Source organism: Serratia sp. CY31944 (genome assembly GCF_052169175.1).
GTDB lineage: Bacteria > Pseudomonadota > Gammaproteobacteria > Enterobacterales > Enterobacteriaceae > Serratia > Serratia sarumanii.
The window spans coordinates 37,910-60,690 of sequence record NZ_JBJNLG010000007.1; the positions used below are offsets into that span (position 1 = coordinate 37,910).

Annotated in this window: 24 protein-coding genes; 19 read left to right on the forward strand and 5 right to left on the reverse strand. The window is 62.4% G+C overall.

The annotated features are described in order from the left end of the window. Window positions 1–52: 52 nt before the first annotated feature. Together treB and treC are read left to right on the forward strand one after the other, a co-directional pair. Entirely contained in the window at window positions 53–1,468 is a 1,416-nt protein-coding gene (gene treB / locus ACJ8IN_RS10070) for a PTS trehalose transporter subunit IIBC (RefSeq protein ID WP_033636857.1), read from the forward strand. Window positions 1,469–1,535: 67 nt separating this feature from the next. After that, complete coding sequence (treC, locus tag ACJ8IN_RS10075) at window positions 1,536–3,200, forward strand: alpha,alpha-phosphotrehalase (protein ID WP_047569577.1); 1,665 nt, start codon at window positions 1,536–1,538, stop codon at window positions 3,198–3,200. 29 nt (window positions 3,201–3,229) lie between these two features. Here treC and ACJ8IN_RS10080 read toward each other — a convergent pair whose 3' ends face one another. Continuing rightward, entirely contained in the window at window positions 3,230–3,754 is a 525-nt protein-coding gene (locus ACJ8IN_RS10080; RefSeq protein ID WP_161764321.1) for an NAD(P)H-dependent oxidoreductase, read from the reverse strand. A 106-nt stretch (window positions 3,755–3,860) separates the two neighbouring features. Here ACJ8IN_RS10080 and ACJ8IN_RS10085 point away from each other — a divergent pair, with 106 nt between their 5' ends. The 4 genes from ACJ8IN_RS10085 (at window position 3,861) to ACJ8IN_RS10100 (ending at window position 8,780) form a co-directional block, all read left to right on the forward strand. Beyond that, on the forward strand, window positions 3,861–4,775 hold the full coding sequence (locus ACJ8IN_RS10085) for a LysR family transcriptional regulator (RefSeq protein ID WP_161764320.1): 915 nt from the start codon (window positions 3,861–3,863) through the stop codon (window positions 4,773–4,775). 244 nt (window positions 4,776–5,019) lie between these two features. Beyond that, window positions 5,020–7,158: an anaerobic ribonucleoside-triphosphate reductase gene (nrdD, locus tag ACJ8IN_RS10090; protein WP_060419611.1), complete on the forward strand. Its 2,139-nt coding sequence runs from the start codon at window positions 5,020–5,022 to the stop codon at window positions 7,156–7,158. Window positions 7,159–7,326: 168 nt separating this feature from the next. After that, window positions 7,327–7,791 (forward strand): anaerobic ribonucleoside-triphosphate reductase-activating protein, encoded by a 465-nt coding sequence (gene nrdG, locus ACJ8IN_RS10095; RefSeq protein ID WP_060422977.1) that lies wholly within the window; start codon window positions 7,327–7,329, stop codon window positions 7,789–7,791. A 215-nt stretch (window positions 7,792–8,006) separates the two neighbouring features. Further along, window positions 8,007–8,780: an LEM-3-like GIY-YIG domain-containing protein gene (locus ACJ8IN_RS10100; RefSeq protein ID WP_033652779.1), complete on the forward strand. Its 774-nt coding sequence runs from the start codon at window positions 8,007–8,009 to the stop codon at window positions 8,778–8,780. A gap of 131 nt (window positions 8,781–8,911) precedes the next feature. Here the strand turns inward: ACJ8IN_RS10100 and ACJ8IN_RS10105 are convergent, their stop codons facing one another. Both ACJ8IN_RS10105 and ACJ8IN_RS10110 read right to left on the reverse strand, forming a co-directional pair. Continuing rightward, on the reverse strand, window positions 8,912–9,103 hold the full coding sequence (locus ACJ8IN_RS10105; RefSeq protein ID WP_094859888.1) for a hypothetical protein: 192 nt from the start codon (window positions 9,101–9,103) through the stop codon (window positions 8,912–8,914). A gap of 41 nt (window positions 9,104–9,144) precedes the next feature. After that, window positions 9,145–10,200 carry a permease gene (locus ACJ8IN_RS10110; protein WP_308325380.1) on the reverse strand — a complete coding sequence of 352 codons (1,056 nt, stop codon included), beginning with the start codon at window positions 10,198–10,200 and terminating at the stop codon, window positions 9,145–9,147. Between the two features lie 227 nt (window positions 10,201–10,427). Here ACJ8IN_RS10110 and phnF point away from each other — a divergent pair, with 227 nt between their 5' ends. Genes phnF through phnP form a run of 11 tightly spaced genes read left to right on the forward strand, consistent with a single transcriptional unit; the run spans window position 10,428 to window position 18,732 of the window. Further along, entirely contained in the window at window positions 10,428–11,156 is a 729-nt protein-coding gene (phnF, locus tag ACJ8IN_RS10115) for a phosphonate metabolism transcriptional regulator PhnF (protein WP_015376439.1), read from the forward strand. Continuing rightward, window positions 11,157–11,600: a phosphonate C-P lyase system protein PhnG gene (phnG, locus tag ACJ8IN_RS10120; protein WP_039567742.1), complete on the forward strand. Its 444-nt coding sequence runs from the start codon at window positions 11,157–11,159 to the stop codon at window positions 11,598–11,600. A gap of 3 nt (window positions 11,601–11,603) precedes the next feature. Next, complete coding sequence (gene phnH / locus ACJ8IN_RS10125) at window positions 11,604–12,185, forward strand: phosphonate C-P lyase system protein PhnH (protein WP_308325379.1); 582 nt, start codon at window positions 11,604–11,606, stop codon at window positions 12,183–12,185. Further along, window positions 12,185–13,270: a carbon-phosphorus lyase complex subunit PhnI gene (locus ACJ8IN_RS10130; protein ID WP_308325378.1), complete on the forward strand. Its 1,086-nt coding sequence runs from the start codon at window positions 12,185–12,187 to the stop codon at window positions 13,268–13,270. The genes phnH and ACJ8IN_RS10130 overlap by 1 nt, the downstream gene beginning before the upstream one ends. Next, window positions 13,263–14,123, forward strand: coding sequence for an alpha-D-ribose 1-methylphosphonate 5-phosphate C-P-lyase PhnJ (locus ACJ8IN_RS10135; protein ID WP_004933420.1), 861 nt, complete (start codon window positions 13,263–13,265; stop codon window positions 14,121–14,123). Before ACJ8IN_RS10130 ends, ACJ8IN_RS10135 begins: the two co-directional genes overlap by 8 nt. Continuing rightward, window positions 14,123–14,911: a phosphonate C-P lyase system protein PhnK gene (phnK, locus tag ACJ8IN_RS10140; RefSeq protein WP_038879071.1), complete on the forward strand. Its 789-nt coding sequence runs from the start codon at window positions 14,123–14,125 to the stop codon at window positions 14,909–14,911. The genes ACJ8IN_RS10135 and phnK overlap by 1 nt, the downstream gene beginning before the upstream one ends. A gap of 17 nt (window positions 14,912–14,928) precedes the next feature. Next, window positions 14,929–15,633 (forward strand): phosphonate C-P lyase system protein PhnL, encoded by a 705-nt coding sequence (phnL, locus tag ACJ8IN_RS10145; protein WP_033636844.1) that lies wholly within the window; start codon window positions 14,929–14,931, stop codon window positions 15,631–15,633. Continuing rightward, window positions 15,633–16,769, forward strand: coding sequence for an alpha-D-ribose 1-methylphosphonate 5-triphosphate diphosphatase (phnM, locus tag ACJ8IN_RS10150; protein WP_308325377.1), 1,137 nt, complete (start codon window positions 15,633–15,635; stop codon window positions 16,767–16,769). Before phnL ends, phnM begins: the two co-directional genes overlap by 1 nt. Next, complete coding sequence (gene phnN, locus ACJ8IN_RS10155) at window positions 16,769–17,338, forward strand: ribose 1,5-bisphosphokinase (RefSeq protein WP_016929305.1); 570 nt, start codon at window positions 16,769–16,771, stop codon at window positions 17,336–17,338. The genes phnM and phnN overlap by 1 nt, the downstream gene beginning before the upstream one ends. Further along, window positions 17,335–17,937 (forward strand): DapH/DapD/GlmU-related protein, encoded by a 603-nt coding sequence (locus ACJ8IN_RS10160; RefSeq protein ID WP_015376431.1) that lies wholly within the window; start codon window positions 17,335–17,337, stop codon window positions 17,935–17,937. The genes phnN and ACJ8IN_RS10160 overlap by 4 nt, the downstream gene beginning before the upstream one ends. 12 nt (window positions 17,938–17,949) lie before the next feature. After that, window positions 17,950–18,732, forward strand: coding sequence for a phosphonate metabolism protein PhnP (gene phnP, locus ACJ8IN_RS10165; protein WP_039567766.1), 783 nt, complete (start codon window positions 17,950–17,952; stop codon window positions 18,730–18,732). Here phnP and ACJ8IN_RS10170 read toward each other — a convergent pair. Continuing rightward, on the reverse strand, window positions 18,689–19,321 hold the full coding sequence (locus ACJ8IN_RS10170) for an NAD(P)H-binding protein (protein WP_161764316.1): 633 nt from the start codon (window positions 19,319–19,321) through the stop codon (window positions 18,689–18,691). The genes phnP and ACJ8IN_RS10170 overlap by 44 nt on opposite strands. Window positions 19,322–19,351: 30 nt before the next feature. Then, the gene (locus ACJ8IN_RS10175; protein ID WP_308325376.1) at window positions 19,352–19,792 is read right to left on the reverse strand and encodes a YhbP family protein; all 441 of its coding nucleotides are present in this window, start codon (window positions 19,790–19,792) and stop codon (window positions 19,352–19,354) included. Window positions 19,793–20,224: 432 nt separating this feature from the next. Between ACJ8IN_RS10175 and speFL the strand changes: the two genes are divergently transcribed. Together speFL and speF are read left to right on the forward strand one after the other, a co-directional pair. Beyond that, window positions 20,225–20,329, forward strand: coding sequence for a leader peptide SpeFL (speFL, locus tag ACJ8IN_RS10180; RefSeq protein WP_004933443.1), 105 nt, complete (start codon window positions 20,225–20,227; stop codon window positions 20,327–20,329). Between the two features lie 274 nt (window positions 20,330–20,603). Then, window positions 20,604–22,766, forward strand: coding sequence for an ornithine decarboxylase SpeF (gene speF, locus ACJ8IN_RS10185; protein ID WP_033648654.1), 2,163 nt, complete (start codon window positions 20,604–20,606; stop codon window positions 22,764–22,766). Window positions 22,767–22,781: the final 15 nt, after the last annotated feature.

Sequence of the window (22,781 nt, forward strand, 5' to 3'; positions counted from 1 at the left end):
AGTGACTAAGCTTTGATCATTACTCAGCCAACACCTCTGCAGGTATCCCATAATGAGCAAAGTAAAACAGCAGGATATTGATCGCCTGATTGTTTTGGTCGGCGGCCGCGAAAACATCGCCACCGTCAGCCATTGCATTACCCGGTTGCGTTTCGTCCTCAACGACCCCAGCAAGGCCAGCCCCAAGGAAATCGAAGAGCTGCCGATGGTCAAAGGCTGCTTCACCAACGCCGGGCAGTTCCAGGTGGTGATCGGCACCGACGTCGGCGACTACTATCAGGCGCTGATCGCCAGCACCGGCGTCAACGAGGCCGACAAGGAGCAGGCCAAGGTGGCCGCGCGCCAGAACATGACCTGGACCGAGCGCACCATCTCCCACTTCGCCGAGATCTTCTTCCCGCTGCTGCCGGCGCTGATCAGCGGCGGTCTGATCCTCGGCTTCCGCAACGTGATCGGCGACATCCCGATGTCCGGCGGCCAAACGCTGGCGCAGATGCACCCGGCGTGGAAAACCATTTACGACTTCCTGTGGCTGCTCGGTGAAGCGATCTTCATGTTCCTGCCGGTGGCCATCTGCTGGTCGACGGTGAAAAAGATGGGCGGCACGCCGGTGCTCGGCATCGTGCTGGGCGTCACCCTGGTGTCGCCGCAGCTGATGAACTCCTACCTGCTCGGCCAGCAAACGCCGGAAGTGTGGAACTTCGGCTGGTTCGTGATCCAGAAAGTCGGCTATCAGGCGCAGGTGATCCCGTCGATCCTGGCGGGCATGGCGCTGGGCTGGATCGAAACCCGGCTGAAAAAGATCGTCCCCGACTATCTCTATCTGGTGGTGGTGCCGGTGGTTTCGCTGCTGCTGGCGGTGTTCCTGGCGCACGCGCTGATCGGGCCGTTCGGCCGCATGATCGGCGACGGGGTTGCCTGGGCGGTGAAAGCGGTGATGACCGGCAGCTTCGCCCCAGTGGGCGCCGCGCTGTTCGGCTTCCTGTATGCGCCGCTGGTGATCACCGGCGTGCACCAGACCACGCTGGCCATCGACATGCAGATGATCCAGAGCATGGGCGGCACCCCGGTGTGGCCGCTGATTGCGCTGTCCAACATCGCGCAGGCCTCGGCGGTGCTCGGCATCATCATCATCAGCCGCAAGGCCAACGAGCGTGAAATCTCGGTGCCGGCGGCGATCTCCGCCTACCTCGGCGTGACCGAACCGGCGATGTACGGCATCAACCTCAAATATCGCTTCCCGATGCTATGCGCGATGATCGGCTCCGCGATCGCGGGCCTGATCTGCGGCCTGGACGGCGTGATGGCCAACGGCATCGGCGTCGGCGGCCTGCCGGGCATCCTGTCTATCAAGCCGCAGTTCTGGCTGATTTACTCGCTGGCGATTCTGGTGGCGATCGTCATCCCGCTGGTGCTGACCATCATGGTCTACAAACGCAAGGCCGCCCGCGGCGAGCTGCCGGTTTGATTGACGCAAAATGAATGTAGGGGCCTGCTTACGCAGGCCCGTTGTCACGATTCAAAGGTATTGATCTATGAGCAACCCAACCCCCTGGTGGCAGAACGGCGTCATCTACCAAATTTATCCGAAGAGTTTTCAGGACAGCACCGGCAACGGCTACGGCGATTTGGCCGGCGTGACCCGGCGGCTGGACTATCTGCAGGAGCTGGGCGTCGACGCCATCTGGCTGACGCCGGTCTACGTGTCGCCGCAGGTGGACAACGGCTATGACGTGGCGGACTACTGCGCCATCGATCCGGCTTACGGCACCATGGCGGACTTCGAGCAGTTGGTCGCCGCCGCCCACCGGCGCGGCATCCGCATCGTGATGGACATGGTGTTCAACCACACCTCGACCGAGCACCCGTGGTTCAAGGCCGCGCAGGATCGCCACAGCCCGTATCGCCAGTTTTACGTCTGGCGCGACGGCGAGGGGGATACGCCGCCGAACAACTGGCGATCCAAGTTCGGCGGCAACGCCTGGCAGTGGCACGCCGACAGCGGCCAGTACTATCTGCACCTGTTCGCCACCGAGCAGGCGGATCTCAACTGGGAACACCCGCCGGTGCGCGAAGAGCTGAAGAAAGTGTGTCAGTTCTGGGCAGATAAAGGCGTCGACGGCCTGCGCCTCGACGTGATCAACCTGGTGTCCAAGCAGCAGGACTTCCCGTCCGACAGCCAGGGCGATGGCCGCCGCTTCTACACCGACGGCCCGCGCATTCACGAGTTCCTGCAGGAAATGAGCCGCGACGTGTTCCAGCCACGCGGCCTGATGACGGTGGGCGAGATGTCCTCCACCACGCTTGAGCATTGCCAGCAGTACGCGGCGCAGAGCGGCGAAGAGCTGTCGATGACCTTCAACTTCCACCACCTGAAGGTGGACTACGCCGGCGGTGAAAAATGGACGCGGGCGGCGCCGGATTATGTGGAGTTAAAGCAGATCTTCCGCCACTGGCAGCAAGGGATGCATAACCGCGCCTGGAACGCGCTGTTCTGGTGCAACCACGATCAGCCGCGCATCGTATCGCGCTTCGGCGATGAAGGCGCACTGCGGGTGCCGGCCGCCAAAATGCTGGCGATGGTGCTGCACGGCATGCAGGGCACGCCTTATATCTACCAGGGTGAAGAGATCGGCATGACCAACCCCGGCTTCCGCGCCATCGAGCAGTATCGCGACGTGGAAAGCCTGAACATGTACGCCGAGCTGAGCGCCCAGGGCCGCGGCGACGCCGAACTGCTGGCGATCCTGGCGGACAAATCGCGCGACAACGGCCGCACGCCGATGCAGTGGAGCGCCGCGCCGCACGCCGGTTTCACCACCGGCACGCCGTGGATCGGCTGCGCCGAGAACTACCTGCAGATCAACGCCGACGCGGCGCTGGCCGACCTCGACTCGGTGTTTTACGCCTACCGCCAGCTGATCACCCTGCGCAAGCAGTATCCGCTGCTGACCCACGGCGACTATCAGGATCTGGCGCCGGATCACCCGGCGCTATGGTGCTATCAGCGCAGCTGGAACGGCCAGCGCCTGCTGGTGGTGGCCAACCTGAGCCGCGAACCGCTGGCCTGGGCGGCGGAAGGCGTGGAAGCCTCCGCCCAATGGCGCCCGCTGATGAGCAACTACAGCGACTCGGAGGACCAGCCGCAGGCGCTGACGCTGCGGCCGTTCGAAGCGGTGTGGTGGCTGCTCGAAGACTGACCCCGCAGGGCGCAGCGATGAACTGCGCCCTACAATGTCCCCATCAGCGCCACCACCCCGGCGGCCTCTTGCGCCAACTGCTCATCGCTCATGTCGCTCACGCCCTGCACCAGATGCGGCGGCAGATAATCCATGCCGGTCAGGTTAGCCAGCGCGTGGAACGGCAGCAGCAGATCCTGCACCGGATAACGGTTGTATCCTTCCGCCGTATAAGCCTGCGCGTTACCGCCGGTGCTCACCACCAGCTGCAGCGGCTTGCCGTGCAGTTTGGTGCCCTCGCTGCCGTAGGCGAAACCATAGGTTAATACCGCGTCCTGCCATTCGCGCAGGATCGCCGGCGAGCTGTACCAGAAAAACGGGAACATCATTACCACCGCATCGTGGCTTGCCAGCAGTGCCTGTTCGCGCGCTACGTCGATGCGGTAATCCGGGTAAGCGCGGATCAGCTCGTGCACGGTCACGTTAGGCAGCGGGCGCACGGCCTCGATCAGCGCCTGGTTGATGCGCGACTCGTCGGGGGTGCGGTGGGCGGTTAACACTAAAATGCGTGACATAAATGATTCCTTGAACGTAAAGAAGATGAGGCATTTTTCCATTTCTGCCGCTTCGGGTGTAGGCTGTTCAAGGTCACTTCAATTTCAACCGAAAGTATCAACCACTATGTCGCTGCCCTTTGACGTGCACCGCCTGCTGCCGGCCTTCCTCGCCGCCGCGCAGGCGCAAAATTTCTCCGCCGCCGCCCGCCAGCTGGGCGTCACGCCGGCGGCGGTCAGCAAAAATATCCGCGCGCTGGAAGAGAAGCTGGCGCTGCGGCTGTTTCAGCGCAACACCCACAACGTGCTGCTGACCGACGAGGGCAAAGCGCTGCTGGCGCAGGTGGCGCCGCTGTGGCAGGCGTTGGCGGCGACGCTGGAAAGCGCCGGCGGCGAACGGCAGGCGCCGGCCGGGGTGGTGCGCGTCACGATGATCCCCGGCTTTGGCCGCCAGATGCTGATGCCGTTGATCCCGCAATTTCTGGCGCGCTACCCGCAGATCGATCTCGATCTGTCGCTGGATGCCCGGGTGGTGAATCTGGTGGGCGAAGGTTTCGACGTCGGCATCGGCAGCCGGGTCGATCCCGACAGCCGGCTGGTGGCCCGCCCGCTCTACCCGATGCACATGGTGCTGGCGGCGTCGCCCGACTATCTGGCGCGGCGCGGTGAACCGCAAACGCCGCACGACCTGCTGCGGCACGACTGCCTGCTGCACCGCAACCCCAGCAACGGCCGCCACGTCAAATGGCAGCTGCGCCATCAGGGCGAAACGCTGGCGCTGGATCTGAACGGCCGATTGGTGGTGAGCCGCCCGGAAATGTTGCTGGATGCGTCGCTGGCCGGGCTGGGCATCGTCAACCTGGCGCGCTGGTATCTCGACAAGCACTTCGAACAGGGCACGCTGCGGCCGGTGCTGGCGGAGTGCTGGCCGCGCCCGGTGCAGCTGTGGCTCTATTACGCCTCGGCGGATCTGCCGCCGCGGGTGCGCGTCTGGGTCGACTTTCTGCTGGCGCATTTTCGCGATCGGCCAGTGAGCGATTGACGACTGTTCAGCTTGCGCACGCTCTTCCGTTTTCCTTGTTCTACATCAAAAGAATCTCGCCAATATCTATATATAGTGCATTAAGAATTACGAACACCTATATATAGTAGTTATCCACAAAATCATCCACACGCCGCCACAGCCCTTACGCGCTGCGGCTTTGCCCTGTGGATAAGCGAAATTTGACGGTTGCTCGCCACGCCAGGCGGGTATGAACGCTCCCTCGGGGAACAAGGAGTACAACGTGAAACCAGTAGTGATTAAGCGGGACGGTTGCCAGGTACCTTTTGACGAAGCGCGCATCGCGCAGGCCATCGAGCGCGCCGCGCTGGCGGTGGGCGTGGTCGACGCCGACTACTGCGCCACCGTCGCCCGCGTGGTCGCTCAGCGCATGGAGCAGCAGCCGCGCGTCGATATCCACGAGATCCAGCAGGCGGTGGAAAACCAGCTGATGGCCGGCGAGTACAAACAGCTGGCGCGCGCCTATATCGAATACCGCCACGATCGCGATGTGGCGCGCGAGCTGCGCGGCCGCCTGAACCAGGAAATTCGCGGCCTGGTCGAGCAGAGCAACCGCGCGCTGCTGAACGAAAACGCCAACAAGGACAGCAAGGTGATCCCCACCCAGCGCGACCTGCTGGCGGGCATCGTCGCCAAACACTACGCCAAGCAGCACATCCTGCCGCGCGACGTGGTGCTGGCCCATGAACGCGGCGAAATTCACTACCACGATCTCGACTACTCGCCGTTCTTCCCGATGTTCAACTGCATGCTGATCGATCTGAAAGGCATGCTGACCAACGGCTTCAAGATGGGCAACGCCGAAATCGAGCCGCCGAAGTCGATCTCTACCGCCACCGCCGTGACCGCGCAGATCATTGCCCAGGTCGCCAGCCATATCTATGGCGGCACCACCATCAACCGCATCGATGAAATTCTGGCTCCGTTCGTCGACGAGAGCTTCCGCAAACACCTGCAGGTGGCGGAGGAATGGCAAATCCCGGACGCCAAAGGCTATGCCATGGCGCGCACCGAGAAAGAGTGTTACGACGCCTTCCAGTCGCTGGAGTACGAGGTCAACACCCTGCACACCGCCAACGGCCAGACGCCGTTCGTCACCTTCGGCTTCGGCCTCGGCACCAGCTGGGAATCGCGCCTGATCCAGCGCTCGATCCTGAAAAACCGCATCGCCGGGCTGGGCAAAAACCGCAAGACCGCCGTGTTCCCCAAACTGGTGTTCGCCATCCGCGACGGCCTCAACCACCAGTACGGCGATCCGAACTACGACATCAAGCAGTTGGCGCTGGAGTGCGCCAGCAAGCGCATGTACCCGGACATCCTCAACTACGATCAGGTGGTGAAGGTCACCGGCTCGTTCAAAACGCCGATGGGTTGCCGCAGCTTCCTCGGCACCTACGAGCAGGACGGCGAACTGGTGCACGACGGCCGCAACAACATCGGCGTCATCAGCCTCAACCTGCCGCGCATCGCGCTGGAGGCGATGGGCGATGAGTCGCGCTTCTGGGCGCTGCTGGATCAGCGCCTGCAGCTGGCGAAAAAGGCCCTGATGACGCGCATCGCCCGGCTGGAAGGCATCAAGGCGCGGGTGGCGCCAATCTTGTACATGGAAGGCGCCTGCGGCGTGCGGCTCAAGGCCGACGACAATATCGCCGATATCTTCAAGCACGGCCGCGCCTCGATTTCGCTGGGCTACATCGGCCTGCACGAGACCATCAACGCGCTGTTCGGCGGCAAAAACCACGTGTATGACGACGAGGCGCTGCGCGCCAAAGCGGTGGCGATCGTCGCGCGCCTGCGCGCCGCCGTCGACGCCTGGAAAGACGAGACCGGCTACGGCTTCAGCCTCTACAGCACGCCGAGCGAGAACCTGTGCGATCGCTTCTGCCGGCTGGACACCGCCGATTTCGGCGTGGTGCCGGGCGTCACCGATAAGGGCTATTACACCAACAGCTTCCACCTCGACGTGGAGAAGAAGGTCAATCCGTACGACAAGCTGGACTTCGAAGCGCCCTACCCGCCGTTGGCCAGCGGCGGCTTCATCTGCTACGGCGAATACCCGAACCTGCAGCACAATCTGAAGGCGCTGGAAGACGTGTGGGACTACAGCTACAGCCGGGTGCCTTACTACGGCACCAACACCCCGATCGACGAGTGCTACGAGTGCGGCTTCACCGGTGAATTTTCCTGCACCAGCAAGGGCTTCACCTGCCCGAAATGCGGCAACCACGACTCGGCCAAGGTCTCGGTCACCCGCCGGGTGTGCGGCTACCTCGGCAGCCCCGATGCCCGGCCGTTCAACGCCGGCAAGCAGGAAGAGGTGAAACGCCGGGTGAAACACCTCGGCAACGGGCAGCTCGGCTGAGAAACGCCGCGCAGCCTATGCAGAAGCCTGTTCATCAGGCGTGATTGTCGCAGCCAGTTTGCCTTCGGCCAGCGCGCACCAACCGCAGCGTACACGCAGTACGTAAGGATTGGGAGCACTGCCCGGAGGCAAAATGGCCAGTAAAATAGCCTGATGGGCAGGCCTCACATGAATTATCACCAGTATTACCCGATCGACGTGGTCAACGGCCCCGGCACCCGCTGCACGCTGTTTGTCGCCGGCTGCGTGCACCAGTGCCCCGGCTGCTACAACAAAAGCACCTGGCGGCTCAACTCCGGCCAGCCGTTTACCGCGGCGCTGGAAGACCGCATCATCGCCGATCTGAACGATACGCGCGTGCCGCGCCAGGGGCTGTCGCTCTCCGGCGGCGATCCGCTGCATCCGGCCAACGTGCCAAGCATCTTAAAGCTGGTGAAACGGGTGCGCGCCGAGTGCCCCGGCAAGGATATCTGGCTGTGGACCGGCTACCGGCTGGCGGAGCTGGACGCACAGCAAATGCAGGTGGTGGACAGGATCAACGTGCTGATCGACGGCAAGTTCGTGCAGGATTTGAAAGACCCGGCGCTGATTTGGCGCGGCAGCAGCAACCAGGTGGTGCATAGGTTGCGATGAGCTATCAACACACGTTTCAATAGGTATTCATCCAGATTCGATCTGACACATCTGCAGCATGGAGCCAATCTGACGGGCGTATTTGTGCCAGAAGCATATTTTGCTAATTCCCCGCTGTATCAATCACAGGGAAAAATTATTGGGTACTATTAGTCATTAATCGACAGTACTATGTTTAAAATATGTTTTATAAATCGAGTGATAGGTGTTTTGACATGGATATTAATGAGTTTCCACCGGGAGTTATGGAACATCTTGGTTGGTATGTATACCGATTGATTGATCCAAGGGATGGAAGTACTTTCTATGTGGGGAAGGGAAAAGGTAATCGTGTATTTGCTCATATGCGCGGTGAGGTCGCAATAGCTGATGATAATGAACTGCTTAGTAACAAACTCAAGCAACTTAGAGAGATAAGACTAGCAGGTCTCGAAGTCATCCATGTTATCCATCGGCACGGAATGGCTGATGAAAAGACTGCTTACGAGGTTGAAGCCGCACTTATAGACGCCTATCCTGGTTTAACTAACATCATGAACGGTGCTGGCAGCAATGAATATGGTGCTGCGCACATCAAAGAGTTAATCGCTACATACCAACCTGAAACAGTTGTGTTCCAGCATAAAGTTCTGATGATATCAGTTAATAGAAGTTCAAAGGATGTAGACCTCTATGATGCCGTACGTTTTAGCTGGCGTGTCAGCATTGAGCGTGCCTGTAAAGCTGAGGTCATACTTGCTACAGTGAGGGGGATCGTAAGAGGGGTTTATATCGCTGATGAGTGGCTCAAATCTACTCGTGAGAATTTTCCAGAGATGCCTTCATGGGATGCAGACGATGAGTTTGAATCTACTCAAAAATCCCGCTTTGGGTTCCGAGGAAGAGTCGCCCCCCCAGAGATAACGAAGATTTATCTTGGTAAAAAGATTCCGGATATTCTAAGAAAGAAAGGTGCTATGTCTCCTGTGAAATATTCTCCAGGTTTTTGATTTCGGAATGGTGAATAGCTACTAATTCTGTAATCACCTTTTGGGAAAAGTACCAACTTCCGCTCCTCGCTCAAAGCCGCCTGGCAGTTCTATCCGTAGACACTGCCAGCCCAGCTCTAAACGAATCCCCCTCAACACCCCCGCCGATAGCGCGCCATGATTTTTGCTTTAAATATAGCCATTCGTTTTTCTACCTCCGAATGGCTGAAATAAACCGCGGTGCCGTTTCTTAAGCGATCAAGGGCGGCATCTACCCTTTCACGCAACGCTTGCTCCAGCAACATCGCCTCTACGTCCATTTCAGGTTTATTCCGCTGTTCCATTTCCATCTCCTCCATCGAGATAGCGTCAAATCACGAATCCGTTACACCAACCCCATCCCCACCACGCCGGTCAGCACGCCGCACAGCGCCACCAGCGCCGCCGTCAGGCACAGTGCCCGGGAGGAGAAAGCTTTGTTGAGCATCAGCAGCGAAGGCAGGCTGACCGCCGGCAGGGTCATCAGTAGCGCCAGCGCCGGGCCGGCGCCCATGCCCGCCAGCATCATGGTCTGCACGATCGGGATCTCCGCCGCGGTGGGGATAACGAACAGGCAGCCGACGATCGCCAGCGCGATGATCCACAGCAGGCTATTGTCGACGGCGCCGTCGGCGTGTGGGAACAGCCAGACCCGCGCCGCCCCCAGCGCCAGCACCGCCAGCACGTAGATCGGGATGGTCGACCAAAACAGCGCCCACAGCGCTTTGCCCCAGCGGGCGAGGAACGGCCGCTCGTCGCTCTGCGCCGTCATCACCGGCGGCTGCGGCGCGGCGGGCTGTGGATCGTTGGCGGTCACGCGCTGCACCAGCCAGGCGATGCCCAGCACCATCACCACGCCCGCCACCAGGCGGATGGCGGCGAACGGCCAACCGAGCACAAACCCCATGAACACCAGCGTCGCCGGGTTCAATACCGGGTTGGCGAGCCAAAAGGCCAGCGCGGCGCCGCTGGATACCGACTGGCGGCGCATGCCGGCGGCAACCGGTGCGGCGCAGCAGGTGCACATCATGCCCGGCAGCGCGATCAGCGCCCCCAGCACGGTGCCGGAAAAACGCCGGTGGCCGAGCGTGCGCGCCAGCCAGTCGCGCGGGATCAGCACCTGCACCAGCGAACCTAACAGCACCCCGAGCAGCGCCGCCTTCCACACCGCGGTGAAGTAGACCAGCGCGTACTGCCAGGCCGCCAGCCAGGGGCTCGCGGCGCCGTCGGCCAGGATCGATTTGCCGATCGAGTGGCTGTCCGCCGCCACAAAGGCCTTGCCGTAGTAAGGCTGCCATTTGACGTAGTAGAGGCCGACGGCCACCACCAGCAGAAACAGGATCGGTTTCCACAGCGGCCAGGCGCGTGGGGCGTGTTCAGGGGCATTCAGAGGTTGCGGCATGGTCGCGGCCAGAGTCAGTCAACAGTGGCGCCAGCATAGCGCGCCCCCGCCGCCCGTGCACGCCCGGGCTGTCCTAAATAGTTCATCTGTTCGCCACCGCGGCGTAACGCGATTGTCATCTGCGCCCGGCACCATGATGCCAACTTGAAAACCACAGGGTAGACGCACGATGAAACGCACCGCTTCCGCCTTCATCGCACAGCCATCGGTATGACGAGGTTTTTATTATGATGGAGTTATCTAGACATCCGACCACTTACCCCACCCGCTATCAGCAGATCGCCGCGCAGCTGGAACAGGAGCTGCGCACGCAGTACCGCTGCGGCGACTACCTGCCTTCGGAACAGCAGCTGGCCGAGCGTTATCAGGTCAATCGCCACACCCTGCGCCGCGCGGTGGATCAGCTGGTGGAGCGCGGCTGGCTGCAGCGCCGCCACGGCGTCGGCATTCTGGTGCTGATGCGGCCTTACGACTACCCGCTGCACGCCAATACCCGCTTCAGCCAGAACCTGTTCGAGCAGGGCAGCCACCCCACCAGTGAGCGCTTACTCGCTGTCTTGCGCCCTTGCAATGGGCATGTCGCCAGCGCACTTTCGCGTGAAGAAGGCGAAATGGTGATCCACCTGCGCACCCTGCGCCGGGTCAACGGCGTGCCGATGAGCGTGATCGACCATTATCTGCCCGATCTGGACTGGTGGCCGGCGCTGCAGCAGTTCCACAGCGGTTCGCTGCACCAGTTTATCGAACAACACCTGCAGCAGCCGCTGACCCGCCGCCAGACGCGCATCAGCGCGCGCCGCGCGCAGGCCAAAGAGAGCCGGCTGCTGGAGATCGCCACCCACGCGCCGCTGCTGTGCGTGCGCACCCTTAACGTCCGCAGCGGCGGCGAAGACGTGGCGGAATACTCCGTCAGCCTGGCCCGCGCCGACATGATTGAACTGACGATGGAGCACTGAATGCAAGCCTTAGAGTCGAGACAACGCTGGATGTCGGTGCTGGCGCACAGCCGGCCCGAGCAGCTGCGCAGCCACTGGCAGGCGCTGAACCTCAGCCCGGCTTACCGCAGCATCCGCGCGCCGGAGATCGGCCTGGCCCAGCTGCAGGGGCGCATGGGCGCCACCGGCCGCCGCTTCGTGCTGGGGGACATGACGGTCACCCGCGCGGTGGTGCAGCTGGACAACGGCGGCTACGGCTACAGCTATATCGCCGGGCGCGACAAGGCGCACGCCGAGCTGTGCGCGCTGGCCGATGCGCTGCTGCAACAGCCGGAACACGGCGAACGCCTGCAACAACAGCTGATCGCGCCGCTGGCCGCGCTGCAACACGAACAGCGCCAGCTGCGCGCCCGGGCGATCGCCGCCAGCCGGGTGGATTTCTTTACGCTGGTGCGAGGGGATTAAGCCATGAGTTTATTGACCGGTTTTGAACAACCGATAGACCAATCGCAGCACACTTTCCGTTTGATTCTTAAAGCCTTGAGCGAACCGGGCCACCGGGTGACGCTGCCGAACGGCCCGGCCTGGGCGCCGCTGAACGCCGCCAGCACCGCCGCGCTGCTGACGCTGGCCGATCAGGAAACGCCGCTGCAGCTGTGCGCGGCGCTCAAAAGTGAGCAAGTGCTAACAAACATTCGTTTTCACAGCGGCGCGCCGCTGGCCGCCACGGCGCAGGAGGTCTGTTTTGCCCTGTTCGATGAGCACGTGCAGGCCGCCGATCTGCAGGCGTTGCCGCACGGCACGGAAATCTCGCCGGAGTTCGGCGCCACGGTCATCGTGCAGCTCGGCGAGCTGGAGAACAGCGCCGCGCTGCGCCTGACCGGCCCCGGCATCGAGAGCCAACGCCTGATTGCGCCGCGCCTGCCGCCGGCGCTGCTGGATTACCTGGTCAACCGCCCGCAGCGCTTCCCGCTGGGGCTGGATATTTTGCTGACCTGCGGCGATCGCCTGCTGGCGATCCCGCGGACCACCCGCGTGGAGGTGTGCTGATGTACGTAGCGGTAAAAGGGGGCGAAAAAGCCATTGAGGCCGCCCATCAGCTGCAGGAACAGCTGCGGCGCGGCGACGACGCGCTGCCGGCGATCGGCGCGGAACAAATCGAACAGCAGCTGGGGCTGGCGGTGGATCGGGTGATGACCGAAGGCGGCATCTACGATCGCGAGCTGGCGGCGCTGGCCATCAAACAGGCCAGCGGCGATCTGGTGGAGGCGATCTTCCTGCTGCGCGCCTATCGCACCACCCTGCCGCGCCTCGCGGTCAGCGAGCCGCTGGCCAGCGAAAACATGCGGCTGGAGCGGCGCATCTCGGCGGTTTACAAGGACTTGCCCGGCGGGCAGGTGCTGGGGCCAACCTACGACTACACCCACCGTCTGCTGGACTTCGCGCTGCTGGCGGAAGGCGAGGCGCCGCGTGCGCCGCAGGCCGACGAACCGCTACCGGATAACTGCAGCCACGTGTTCGATCTGTTGTGTCGCCAGCAGCTGGCGCGGGAGGAACAGGACGACGGCAGCACGCCGGACGACATTACCCGCAACCCGCCGGTTTACCCCTGCTCGCGCTCGGCGCGCCTGCAGCAGCTGGTGCGCGGCGATGAAGGTTTTCTGCTGGCGCTCGGTTACGCCACCCAGCGCGGCTACGGCCGCAACCACCCGTTCGCCGGCGAGATCCGCACCGGCCACGTTTCGGTGGAGATCGTGCCTGAAGAGCTCGGTTTCGCCATCGACATCGGCGAAATCCTGCTGACCGAGTGCGAAATGGTCAACGGCTTCGTCGATCCAAAGGACCACCCACCGCACTTCACCCGCGGTTACGGGCTGGTGTTCGGCCGCGCCGAACGCAAGGCGATGGCGATGGCGCTGGTGGACCGCGCATTGCAAAGCCCCGACTACGGCGAAGGCATCGCCGGCCCGGCGCAGGACGAAGAGTTCGTGCTGGCCCACGCCGACAACGTCGAGGCCGCCGGCTTCGTCTCCCATCTCAAGCTGCCGCACTACGTCGACTTCCAGGCCGAACTGGAGCTGCTCAAGCGGCTACGACAGGAATACAGCGAGCGTCAGGAGGCCCGCGATGAGTGAAGTATTGACCGGCTATAACCTCGGCTATCTGGACGAGCAGACCAAGCGCATGATCCGCCGCGCTATCCTCAAAGCGGTGGCGATCCCCGGCTATCAGGTGCCGTTCGGCGGCCGCGAGATGCCGATGCCCTACGGCTGGGGCACCGGCGGTATTCAGCTCACCGCCAGCGTCATCGGCCGCGCCGACGTGCTGAAGGTGATCGACCAGGGCGCCGACGACACCACCAACGCGGTGTCGATCCGCCGCTTCTTCCAGCGCGTCGCCGGGGTGGAAACCACCGAACGCACGCCGGAGGCCACGCTGATCCAAACCCGTCACCGCATTCCAGAAACCGCGCTGCGCGAAGACCAGATCCTGATCTATCAGGTGCCGATCCCCGAGCCGCTGCGCTTTATCGAGCCGCGCGAAACCGAGACCCGCAAGATGCACGCGCTGGAGGAGTACGGCGTGATGCAGGTGAAGCTGTATGAAGACATCGCGCGCTACGGCCATATCGCCACCACCTACGCCTACCCGGTGAAGGTCAACGATCGCTACGTGATGGACCCGTCGCCGATCCCGAAATTCGACAACCCGAAAATGCACATGATGCCGGCGCTGCAGCTGTTCGGCGCCGGGCGCGAGAAACGCATCTACGCCCTGCCGCCGTTCACCAAGGTGGAGAGCCTGGACTTCGACGACCATCCGTTCAGCGTGCAGCAGTGGGACGAACCCTGCGCGCTGTGCGGCTCGCGCCACAGCTACCTGGACGAGGTGGTGCTCGACGATCGGGGCAACCGCATGTTCGTCTGTTCGGACACCGACTACTGCCGGCAGCAGCTGGCGCAATCTTCGCAAGAGGCGCAGCACTGATGACTTCCACCCCTTTGAGCACCACTCCGCTGCTGTCGGTGAACCGGCTCACCCACCTGTACGCCCCCGGCAAGGGCTTCAGCGACGTGTCATTCGACATCTACCCCGGTGAAGTGCTGGGCATCGTCGGCGAATCCGGCTCCGGCAAAACCACGCTGCTGAAGTCGATCTCGGCGCGGCTGGCGCCGCAGCGCGGGCAGATCCTTTACCGCCCGCAGGCGGGCCAGGAACAGGATCTGTACGCCATGGCGGAGAGCGATCGCCGCCGCCTGCTGCGCACCGACTGGGGCGTGGTGCACCAGCACCCGCTCGACGGGCTACGGCCGCAGGTCTCCGCCGGCGGCAACATCGGCGAACGGCTGATGGCCATCGGCCAGCGCCACTATGGCGACATTCGCCGCCAGGCCGGCCAGTGGCTGGAAGACGTCGAAATCCCGCTGTCGCGCCTCGACGATCTGCCGACCACCTTCTCCGGCGGCATGCAGCAGCGGCTGCAGATCGCCCGCAACCTGGTCACCCACCCCAAGCTGGTGTTTATGGATGAGCCGACCGGCGGGCTGGACGTGTCGGTGCAGGCGCGCCTGCTCGATCTGCTGCGCAACCTGGTGGTGGAAATGCAGCTGGCGGCGGTGATCGTTACCCACGATCTCGGCGTGGCGCGGCTGCTGGCCCACCGCCTGCTGGTGATGAAACAGGGCGAAGTGGTGGAGAGCGGCCTGACCGACCGGGTGCTGGACGATCCGCACCATCCTTACACCCAGCTGCTGGTTTCTTCGGTGCTGTCGTAACCCAAGGCGATATACAGATGACTATGCAAATCCGAGTTGAACATCTCAGTAAAACCTTTGTGCTGCACCAGCAGTACGGCACCCGCCTGCCGGTGCTGCACGACGCCAACCTGACGGTCGGCAGCGGCGAATGCGTGGTGCTGCACGGCCACTCCGGCAGCGGCAAATCCACCCTGCTGCGCTCGCTGTACGCCAACTACCTGCCGGACAGCGGCCATATCTGGATCAACCACCAGGGCGACTGGCTGGACATGGTCAGCGCCGATGCGCGCCAGATTCTGGCGGTGCGCCGCCATACGCTGGGCTGGGTCAGCCAGTTCCTGCGGGTGATCCCGCGCATCAGCGCGCTGGAGGTGGTGATGCAGCCGCTGCTGGAACAGGGCGTCGAACGCGCCGAGTGCCGAGAACGCGCCGAAGCGCTGCTCGCTGCGCTCAACGTGCCGCAGCGCCTGTGGCCGCTGGCGCCGTCCACCTTCTCCGGCGGCGAGCAGCAGCGGGTGAACATCGCGCGCGGCTTTATCGTCGATTACCCCATCCTGTTGCTGGACGAACCGACCGCCTCGCTCGACAGCCGCAACAGCGCGGCGGTGGTACAGCTTATCGAACGCGCCAAGGCGCGCGGCGCGGCGATCGTCGGCATTTTTCACGATGAAGGCGTCCGCCAGCAGGTCGCCGACCGGCTTTATGACATGCAGGCGCCGCAGGCGCTGGAGGCCCTCTGATGATCGTCAATAACGTTAAGCTGGTGCTGGATGACCAGGTGGTGCAAGGCTCGCTGGAGATGCAGGACGGCGTGATCCGCAGCTTCACCGACGGCCCGTGCCGGCTGCCGCAGGCGCTGGACGGCGACGGCGGCTGGCTGCTGCCGGGGCTGATCGAACTGCATACCGACAACCTGGACAAGTTCTTCACCCCGCGCCCAAACGTCGACTGGCCGGCCCATTCGGCGATGAGCAGCCACGACGCGCTGATGGTGGCCAACGGCATCACCACGGTATTGGACGCGGTGGCGATCGGCGACGTGCGCGATGGCGGCCACCGGCTGGAAAACCTGCAGAAGATGATCGACGCGGTGATCCACAGCCAGCGCGCCGGGGTGAACCGCGCCGAGCACCGGCTGCACCTGCGCTGCGAGCTGCCGCACGAGAGCACGCTGCCGCTGTTCGAACAGCTGATGGACAAGCCGGGCGTATCGCTGGTGTCGCTGATGGATCACTCGCCGGGCCAGCGCCAGTTCGCCTCGCGCGAAAAATACCGCGAATACTATCAGGGCAAATACCACCTCAACGACCAGCAGATGAGCGAATACGAGGAGCAGCAGGTCGCCCTGTCCGCCCGCTGGGCCGCGCCGAACCGCGATGCGATCGCCGCCCACTGCCGCGCGCGCCGCATCTCGTTGGCCAGCCATGACGATGCCACCGCCGCGCACGTGGCCGAATCCTGCGCGCTGGGCAGCGCCATCGCCGAGTTCCCCACCACCGAAGCGGCCGCCCGCGCCTCACACCAGCAGGGCCTGCAGGTGCTGATGGGCGCGCCGAACATCGTGCGCGGCGGCTCCCACTCCGGCAACGTGGCGGCGCACCACCTGGCGGCGCTGGGGGTGCTGGATATCCTCTCTTCCGATTATTACCCGGCCAGCCTGCTGGACGCGGCGTTTCGCCTCGCGGCGGACGAACGCAACGCCTACGATCTGCCCCAGGCGGTGCGCATGATCACCCGCAACCCGGCGCGGGCGCTGGATCTGCAGGATCGCGGCACCATCGCCGAAGGATTGCGGGCGGATCTGGTGCTGGCGCGGCCGCACGGTGAGCACGTTTACGTGCAGAACGTGTGGCGCCAGGGCAGGCAGGTGTTCTGATGGCGCGGCTCATCTACCTGATGGGGCCTTCCGGCGCAGGCAAGGACAGCCTGCTGGCCGCGCTGCGGGCCGACGCCGACCGCGCGCCGCTGGTGGCGCACCGTTACATCACCCGGCCGGCGGACGCCGGCTGCGAGAATCACATCGCGCTGAGCGAACCGGAATTTCTGCGCCGCCGCGCCAAGGGGCTGTTCGCGCTCGACTGGCAGGCGCACCAGCAGCGCTACGCGTTTGGGATCGAAGTGGATCTTTGGCTGCTGCAGGGGATCGACGTGGCGGTCAACGGTTCGCGCGCCCACCTGCCACAGGCGCAGCAGCGCTATGGCGCGCAGCTGCTGCCGGTGTGCCTGCAGGTCAACGCCGCGATCCTGCGCCGGCGCCTGCAGGATCGCGGGCGAGAAAGCGCCGAACAGATCGAGCAGCGGCTGGCGCGGGCGGCGGAATATCAGCAGAGTCTGCCCGCCGGCTGCCGGGTGCTGCACAACGACGGCCCACTCGACGACACCCTGGCGGCGCTGCTGGCGCTGCTGCCTACCGCTACCCGACAAGCTCAGGACGCGACGCCATGAACGACTTTGCCCAGCCGAAAATCGGCGACAACGTGACCCTTAACCGCACCCGGCTCGGCCAATATGTGCATCTGGCCGACGATGCGATCCTGGAAGAGGTGGAGATGGGGGACTACTCCTACACCGCCGGGCACAACCAGATTTTTTACGCCACCATCGGCAAGTTCGTCTCCATCGCCTCCTATGCGCGCATCAATCCCGGCAACCACCCGACCTACCAGCGTATCGCGCAGCACCACTTTACCTACCGCGCCTCCGAATACGGGCTGGGGGAAGACGACGCGGCGTTCTTCGACTGGCGGCGCGAGCACCACGTCACCGTCGGCCACGACGTGTGGATCGGCCATAACGCCATCCTGATGCCGGGCGTCAGCGTCGGCAACGGCGCGGTGATCGGCAGCGCGGCGGTGGTCACCAAGGACGTGGAGCCTTACAGCATCGTCGCCGGCGTGGCGGCCAAGAAGATCGGCATGCGCTTTGACGACGCGCTGATAGAACGCATCGAACGCAGCCAGTGGTGGCACTGGGATCACGCCACGCTGCAGGCGCGGCTGGCGGATTTTCGCGACATCAACCGCTTCGCGCAGAAGTACCTTTAACGGAGGGGAGCGATGCAACTGACCTTTCTCGGCACCGGCGGCGCGCAGCAGGTGCCGGTGTTCGGCTGCGACTGCCCTATCTGCCAACGGGCGCGGCGCGAGCCGGCATTTCGGCGGCGAGCATGCAGCGCCATGCTTAACTATCAGGGGGAAACGACCTTATTGGATGCGGGATTGCCGGCTTTGGAGCGGCGATTTTCGGCGGGGCAAATTCAACGTTTTTTACTGACACATTACCACATGGATCACGTTCAGGGGTTATTTCCTTTGCGTTGGGGGTGCGGAAATTCCATTCCGGTGTATGGCCCGCCGGATGAACAGGGCTGCGATGACCTGTTCAAACACCCCGGCATTCTGGCGTTTCAGCCGCCGCTGGCGCCCTTCGCCACCGTCGAACTGGGCGGCATGCGCATCACCCCGCTGCCGCTGCAACACTCCAAACTGACCCACGGCTATCTGATCCAGGCGGCAGGCGCTGCGCTGGCCTACCTGACCGACACCGTCGGCCTGCCGCCGGCCACCGCCGACTATCTGCAGAACGTGGCGCTGGATCTGCTGGTGCTCGATTGCAGCCTGCCGCCTCAGCCGCAGGCGCCGCGCAACCACAACGATCTGACCCGCGCGCAGGAGACGCAGCGGTTGCTGCAGCCCAAACGCACGCTGCTGACGCACATCAGCCATCATCTCGATCTGTGGCTGCTGGACAATGAACTGCCCGCCGGGCTGGAGCTGGCGTTCGATCACCTCAGCGTCAGTCTCGGTAGCAGTGCAGCCGATCCGACTCCAGCACCCTGACCCCTTCGCCCGGCGTGAACGCCTGCTGCAGCAGCGTTTGCGCCACGTCTTTGGCGGAGACGGCGCGCCATTTGCCGGGCAGCAGCCTGAACAGCGGTAGCGTGAGGCGCTCCATCAGGCGCGGCGCGGGGCGATCCCCCACCAGCATGGAAGGCCGCACCAGCGTCAGGCGCGGCCAGTGCTGTTCGCGCAGCGCCTGCTCCATCTCGCCTTTGGTGCGGTTATACAGGAAGGTGGAATCCGCGTTGGCGCCCAACGCGCTCACCACCAGACAGTGCTGCGCCCCCAAGCGGCGGCCGGTCAGCGCGCTCTCCACCACCAGTTGATAATCGACGTAGCGGAAGGCATCAGCGCTGCCCGCCGCCCGGCGGGTGGTGCCCAGGCAGCAGAACACCAGATCGACCGGCTGCTGCAGGCTACTCAGCAGCTCGAACAGCGCATCGCCGACCGGGTTGGTCAGCTTGCCGTGCGGCGGCAGCGGCGTGCGCGTCGGCGCCACGATGGCCGTTATCTGCGGATCGCTTTGCAACAGCTGCAACAACTCGCGCCCCACCAGCCCGGTTGCGCCGACTAACAGTGCTCGCGCCATGCAATCTCCCGTTGTAATCAATACGTCGACTTAAAGTATAGACCGCGCCCAATGCAGCTTCTTGCCGAAGCCGAGGGTGTTGTCGGTCATCTTCACTTCGTGCAGATCCAGCCGCCAAACCGAGGCTTTCATCGCCCTGGCGATCGGGAAGCGCTTGCAGTAACGCGCGCGCGCCGCGTCGGCCTCTTCGCCGCTCAGCAGCACCGCCTCGGCGCGGTACTGCACGCCGCGGATCAGCGCGATGCTTTTCGGCTTCGGCGCGATGGTGCCGACCACCCGGCCGTTGTTCAGCATCAGCCCGCCGTGGCGGGTGTGCGGTTCGGTCATCAGCCACAGCGCCATCGCCGCGGTGTCGAACACGTAAAAACAGTTGGCGCACCACATGTCGAGGCCGTCGCCGGCGCACAGCGTCAAGACGTGTTGTTTGCCGATGAAATCTGCAATCTGCTGCCGTTGTTCTGGGGTATTCAAGGTTACTCGCCTCCCTGTTCACTCACTTCATCTTACCCTGCGTTGTTGAGGCGAGTCACAAATAACGATAATCATCAAAAACTCAAATTGAATATAAAAACACAATAAATGCATTTTTATCAACTTAGACCAGAAAAAGATTTATAACATAAAAAATACAAGACGGATTTATTTGATCGTTATGCAACCGGTTATTCGACCGGTTCTTTTATTCCCATCCTGACGACACGCAAATTTAGCGCACCCTCCCGGAGTCGATTAGCAATTCGTTTACAAGCCCTTGGCTCACCTGAACGCTGTTTATGCAATTCATTGCATAACAGGTGAATAGTTATTTATAAACACCGGCATTTATGTGACTTTCATCACGATTTTTAGCCCACCTTGCGTTAAAATAGCGCCATCTTTTCACTCAGCAAGGTGGATTAGAAAATGGAAAACAATAACCGCAAAATGGCGCATATCAGGCGCACAACCCATATTATGATGATGGCTCATCGCAGCTGCTTTAGCTTCGCATTCTTCAACTACAGATAACCCTCTCCCCTCGCTCTTACGCCGTTGATAAGAGTGTCATTGCGTTTTTATTTATTCTCCGCACGCCGGTGATAATATCGCTTTCTCGCTAACCGGGAAGGACACGCAATTCATTCTTAATTTCGGCCAAGCGCATCCAAGCTAAATAAAACAACGAACACAGTTAATGCCTTTCGGCATCGCTGGGTTCTCGCACACCTTTATTTTCGTGAAGGCGTTAGCGGCAAATGGAATTATTTGCCGACGGACTGCCTTTGCCTGAAGAATGAGAAAAATGAAAAAATTAAAAATTGCCGCCAACACCCAAACCCTCGGCTGCTTTGAAACTGAACGCGACATCGTCGATGTGCATCACAGCGATTTCAATGACGTCGCCGCCATCGTGCTGTCGGTAGACGACGTCACGCACGGCATGGTGGCGCGCATTGAAGAGCACGGCCTCAACATTCCGCTGTTCGTCGCCGTCTGCTGCGAAGAAGAGCTGGATAACGCCGTATTGCCGGCGCTGCATGGCGTGTTTGAGCTGTGCGGCAAGAATACCCAGTTCTACGGCAAACAGCTGGAGGCCGCCGCCGCCAAATATGAGAGCGAGCTGCTGCCGCCGTTCTTCAACACGCTGACGCAGTACGTGGAAATGGGCAACGCCACCTTCGCCTGCCCAGGCCACCAGGGCGGCGAGTTCTTCCGTAAACATCCGGCGGGCCGCCAGTTCTTCGACTTCTACGGCGAAACGCTTTTCCGCTCCGATATGTGCAACGCCGACGTCAAACTGGGCGATCTGTTGATCCACGAAGGCGCGCCTTGCGCCGCGCAGCAGCACGCCGCCAAGGTGTTCAACGCCGACAAGACCTACTTCGTGCTCAACGGCACCTCGGCCTCGAACAAGGTGGCGACCAACGCCCTGCTGACGCGCGGCGATCTGGTGCTGTTCGACCGCAACAACCATAAATCCAACCACCACGGCGCGTTGATCCAGGCCGGCGCCACGCCGGTTTATCTGGAAACTGCCCGCAACCCGTTCGGCTTTATCGGCGGCATCGACGCGCACTGCTTTGACGAACGCTACCTGCGCCAACAGATCCGCGAAGTGGCGCCGGAACGCGCCAACGAAGCCCGCCCGTTCCGCCTGGCGATCATCCAGCTCGGCACCTACGACGGCACCATCTACAACGCCCGCCAGGTGGTCGACAAGATTGGCCACCTGTGCGACTACATCCTGTTCGACTCCGCCTGGGTGGGCTATGAGCAGTTCATTCCGATGATGAAAGACTGCTCGCCGCTGCTGCTGGAGCTGAACGAGAACGATCCCGGCATCATCGTCACCCAGTCGGTGCACAAACAGCAGGCAGGCTTCTCGCAAACCTCGCAGATCCACAAAAAAGACAAGCATATCAAGGGCCAGAGCCGCTACTGCAACCACAAGCGCTTCAACAACGCCTTCATGCTGCACGCCTCTACCAGCCCGTTCTACCCGCTGTTCGCCGCGCTGGACGTCAACGCCAAGATGCACGAGGGCAAAAGCGGCCAGCGCCTGTGGCAGGAGTGCGTGCGCGTGGGGATCGAAGCGCGAAAAATGCTGCTGGATACCTGTACGATGATCAAACCGTTCGTGCCGGATCAGATCGACGGCAAGCCGTGGCAGGCCTATGACACCGCGGCGATGGCCAACGATCTGCGCTTCTTCAACTTCGTGCCCGGCGAGAAATGGCACGCCTTTGAGGGCTATGCCGAATCACAGTACTTCGTCGATCCGTGCAAACTGCTGCTCACCACGCCGGGCATCGATACCGCCACCGGCAGCTACAGCGAGTTCGGCATCCCGGCGACCATTCTGGCCAACTACCTGCGTGAAAACGGCATCGTGCCGGAAAAATGCGATCTCAACTCGATCCTGTTCCTGCTGACGCCGGCGGAAGACATCGCCAAGATGCAGCATCTGGTGGCCCTGATCGCCCGCTTCGAGCAGCACATCGAGCAAAACTCCCTGCTCAGCGAGGTGCTGCCTGCGGTCTATAAAAACCACCAGCAGCGCTACAAAAACTACACCATCCGCCAGCTGTGCCAGGAAATGCACGACCTTTACGTCAGCTACGACGTTAAAGAACTGCAAAAAGAGATGTTCCGCAAAAGTTATTTCCCGCGCGTGGTGATGAATCCGCAGGACGCCAATACCGAGTTCGTGCGCGGCAATGTGGAATTGGTCTCGCTGGCTAAAGCCGAGGGCCGCATCGCCGCCGAAGGCGCCCTGCCTTACCCGCCGGGCGTGCTGTGCGTGGTGCCCGGTGAAATTTGGGGCGGCGCCGCGCAGCGTTATTTCCTGGCATTGGAAGAAGGCATCAACTTATTGCCGGGATTCGCGCCAGAATTGCAGGGCGTTTATATCCAACAGGATGAGGATGGCTGGAACCGCGCTTACGGCTACGTCATGAAAAATTAATCACCTTACGGGGCG

Coding starts and splice junctions, on each gene's coding strand:
- ACJ8IN_RS10160 (WP_015376431.1), top strand. CDS start 17,335: ATGAACGACTTTGCCCAGCCGAAAATCGGCGACAACGTGACCCTTAAC.
- ACJ8IN_RS10135 (WP_004933420.1), top strand. CDS start 13,263: ATGAGTGAAGTATTGACCGGCTATAACCTCGGCTATCTGGACGAGCAG.
- ACJ8IN_RS10130 (WP_308325378.1), top strand. CDS start 12,185: ATGTACGTAGCGGTAAAAGGGGGCGAAAAAGCCATTGAGGCCGCCCAT.
- nrdG (WP_060422977.1), top strand. CDS start 7,327: ATGAATTATCACCAGTATTACCCGATCGACGTGGTCAACGGCCCCGGC.
- ACJ8IN_RS10085 (WP_161764320.1), top strand. CDS start 3,861: ATGTCGCTGCCCTTTGACGTGCACCGCCTGCTGCCGGCCTTCCTCGCC.
- phnK (WP_038879071.1), top strand. CDS start 14,123: ATGACTTCCACCCCTTTGAGCACCACTCCGCTGCTGTCGGTGAACCGG.
- phnL (WP_033636844.1), top strand. CDS start 14,929: ATGACTATGCAAATCCGAGTTGAACATCTCAGTAAAACCTTTGTGCTG.
- phnM (WP_308325377.1), top strand. CDS start 15,633: ATGATCGTCAATAACGTTAAGCTGGTGCTGGATGACCAGGTGGTGCAA.
- treB (WP_033636857.1), top strand. CDS start 53: ATGAGCAAAGTAAAACAGCAGGATATTGATCGCCTGATTGTTTTGGTC.
- ACJ8IN_RS10170 (WP_161764316.1), bottom strand. CDS start 19,321: ATGGCGCGAGCACTGTTAGTCGGCGCAACCGGGCTGGTGGGGCGCGAG.
- ACJ8IN_RS10105 (WP_094859888.1), bottom strand. CDS start 9,103: ATGGAACAGCGGAATAAACCTGAAATGGACGTAGAGGCGATGTTGCTG.
- speF (WP_033648654.1), top strand. CDS start 20,604: ATGAAAAAATTAAAAATTGCCGCCAACACCCAAACCCTCGGCTGCTTT.
- ACJ8IN_RS10110 (WP_308325380.1), bottom strand. CDS start 10,200: ATGCCGCAACCTCTGAATGCCCCTGAACACGCCCCACGCGCCTGGCCG.
- ACJ8IN_RS10100 (WP_033652779.1), top strand. CDS start 8,007: ATGGATATTAATGAGTTTCCACCGGGAGTTATGGAACATCTTGGTTGG.
- treC (WP_047569577.1), top strand. CDS start 1,536: ATGAGCAACCCAACCCCCTGGTGGCAGAACGGCGTCATCTACCAAATT.
- phnN (WP_016929305.1), top strand. CDS start 16,769: ATGGCGCGGCTCATCTACCTGATGGGGCCTTCCGGCGCAGGCAAGGAC.
- speFL (WP_004933443.1), top strand. CDS start 20,225: ATGGAAAACAATAACCGCAAAATGGCGCATATCAGGCGCACAACCCAT.
- phnH (WP_308325379.1), top strand. CDS start 11,604: ATGAGTTTATTGACCGGTTTTGAACAACCGATAGACCAATCGCAGCAC.
- phnP (WP_039567766.1), top strand. CDS start 17,950: ATGCAACTGACCTTTCTCGGCACCGGCGGCGCGCAGCAGGTGCCGGTG.
- phnF (WP_015376439.1), top strand. CDS start 10,428: ATGATGGAGTTATCTAGACATCCGACCACTTACCCCACCCGCTATCAG.
- ACJ8IN_RS10080 (WP_161764321.1), bottom strand. CDS start 3,754: ATGTCACGCATTTTAGTGTTAACCGCCCACCGCACCCCCGACGAGTCG.
- phnG (WP_039567742.1), top strand. CDS start 11,157: ATGCAAGCCTTAGAGTCGAGACAACGCTGGATGTCGGTGCTGGCGCAC.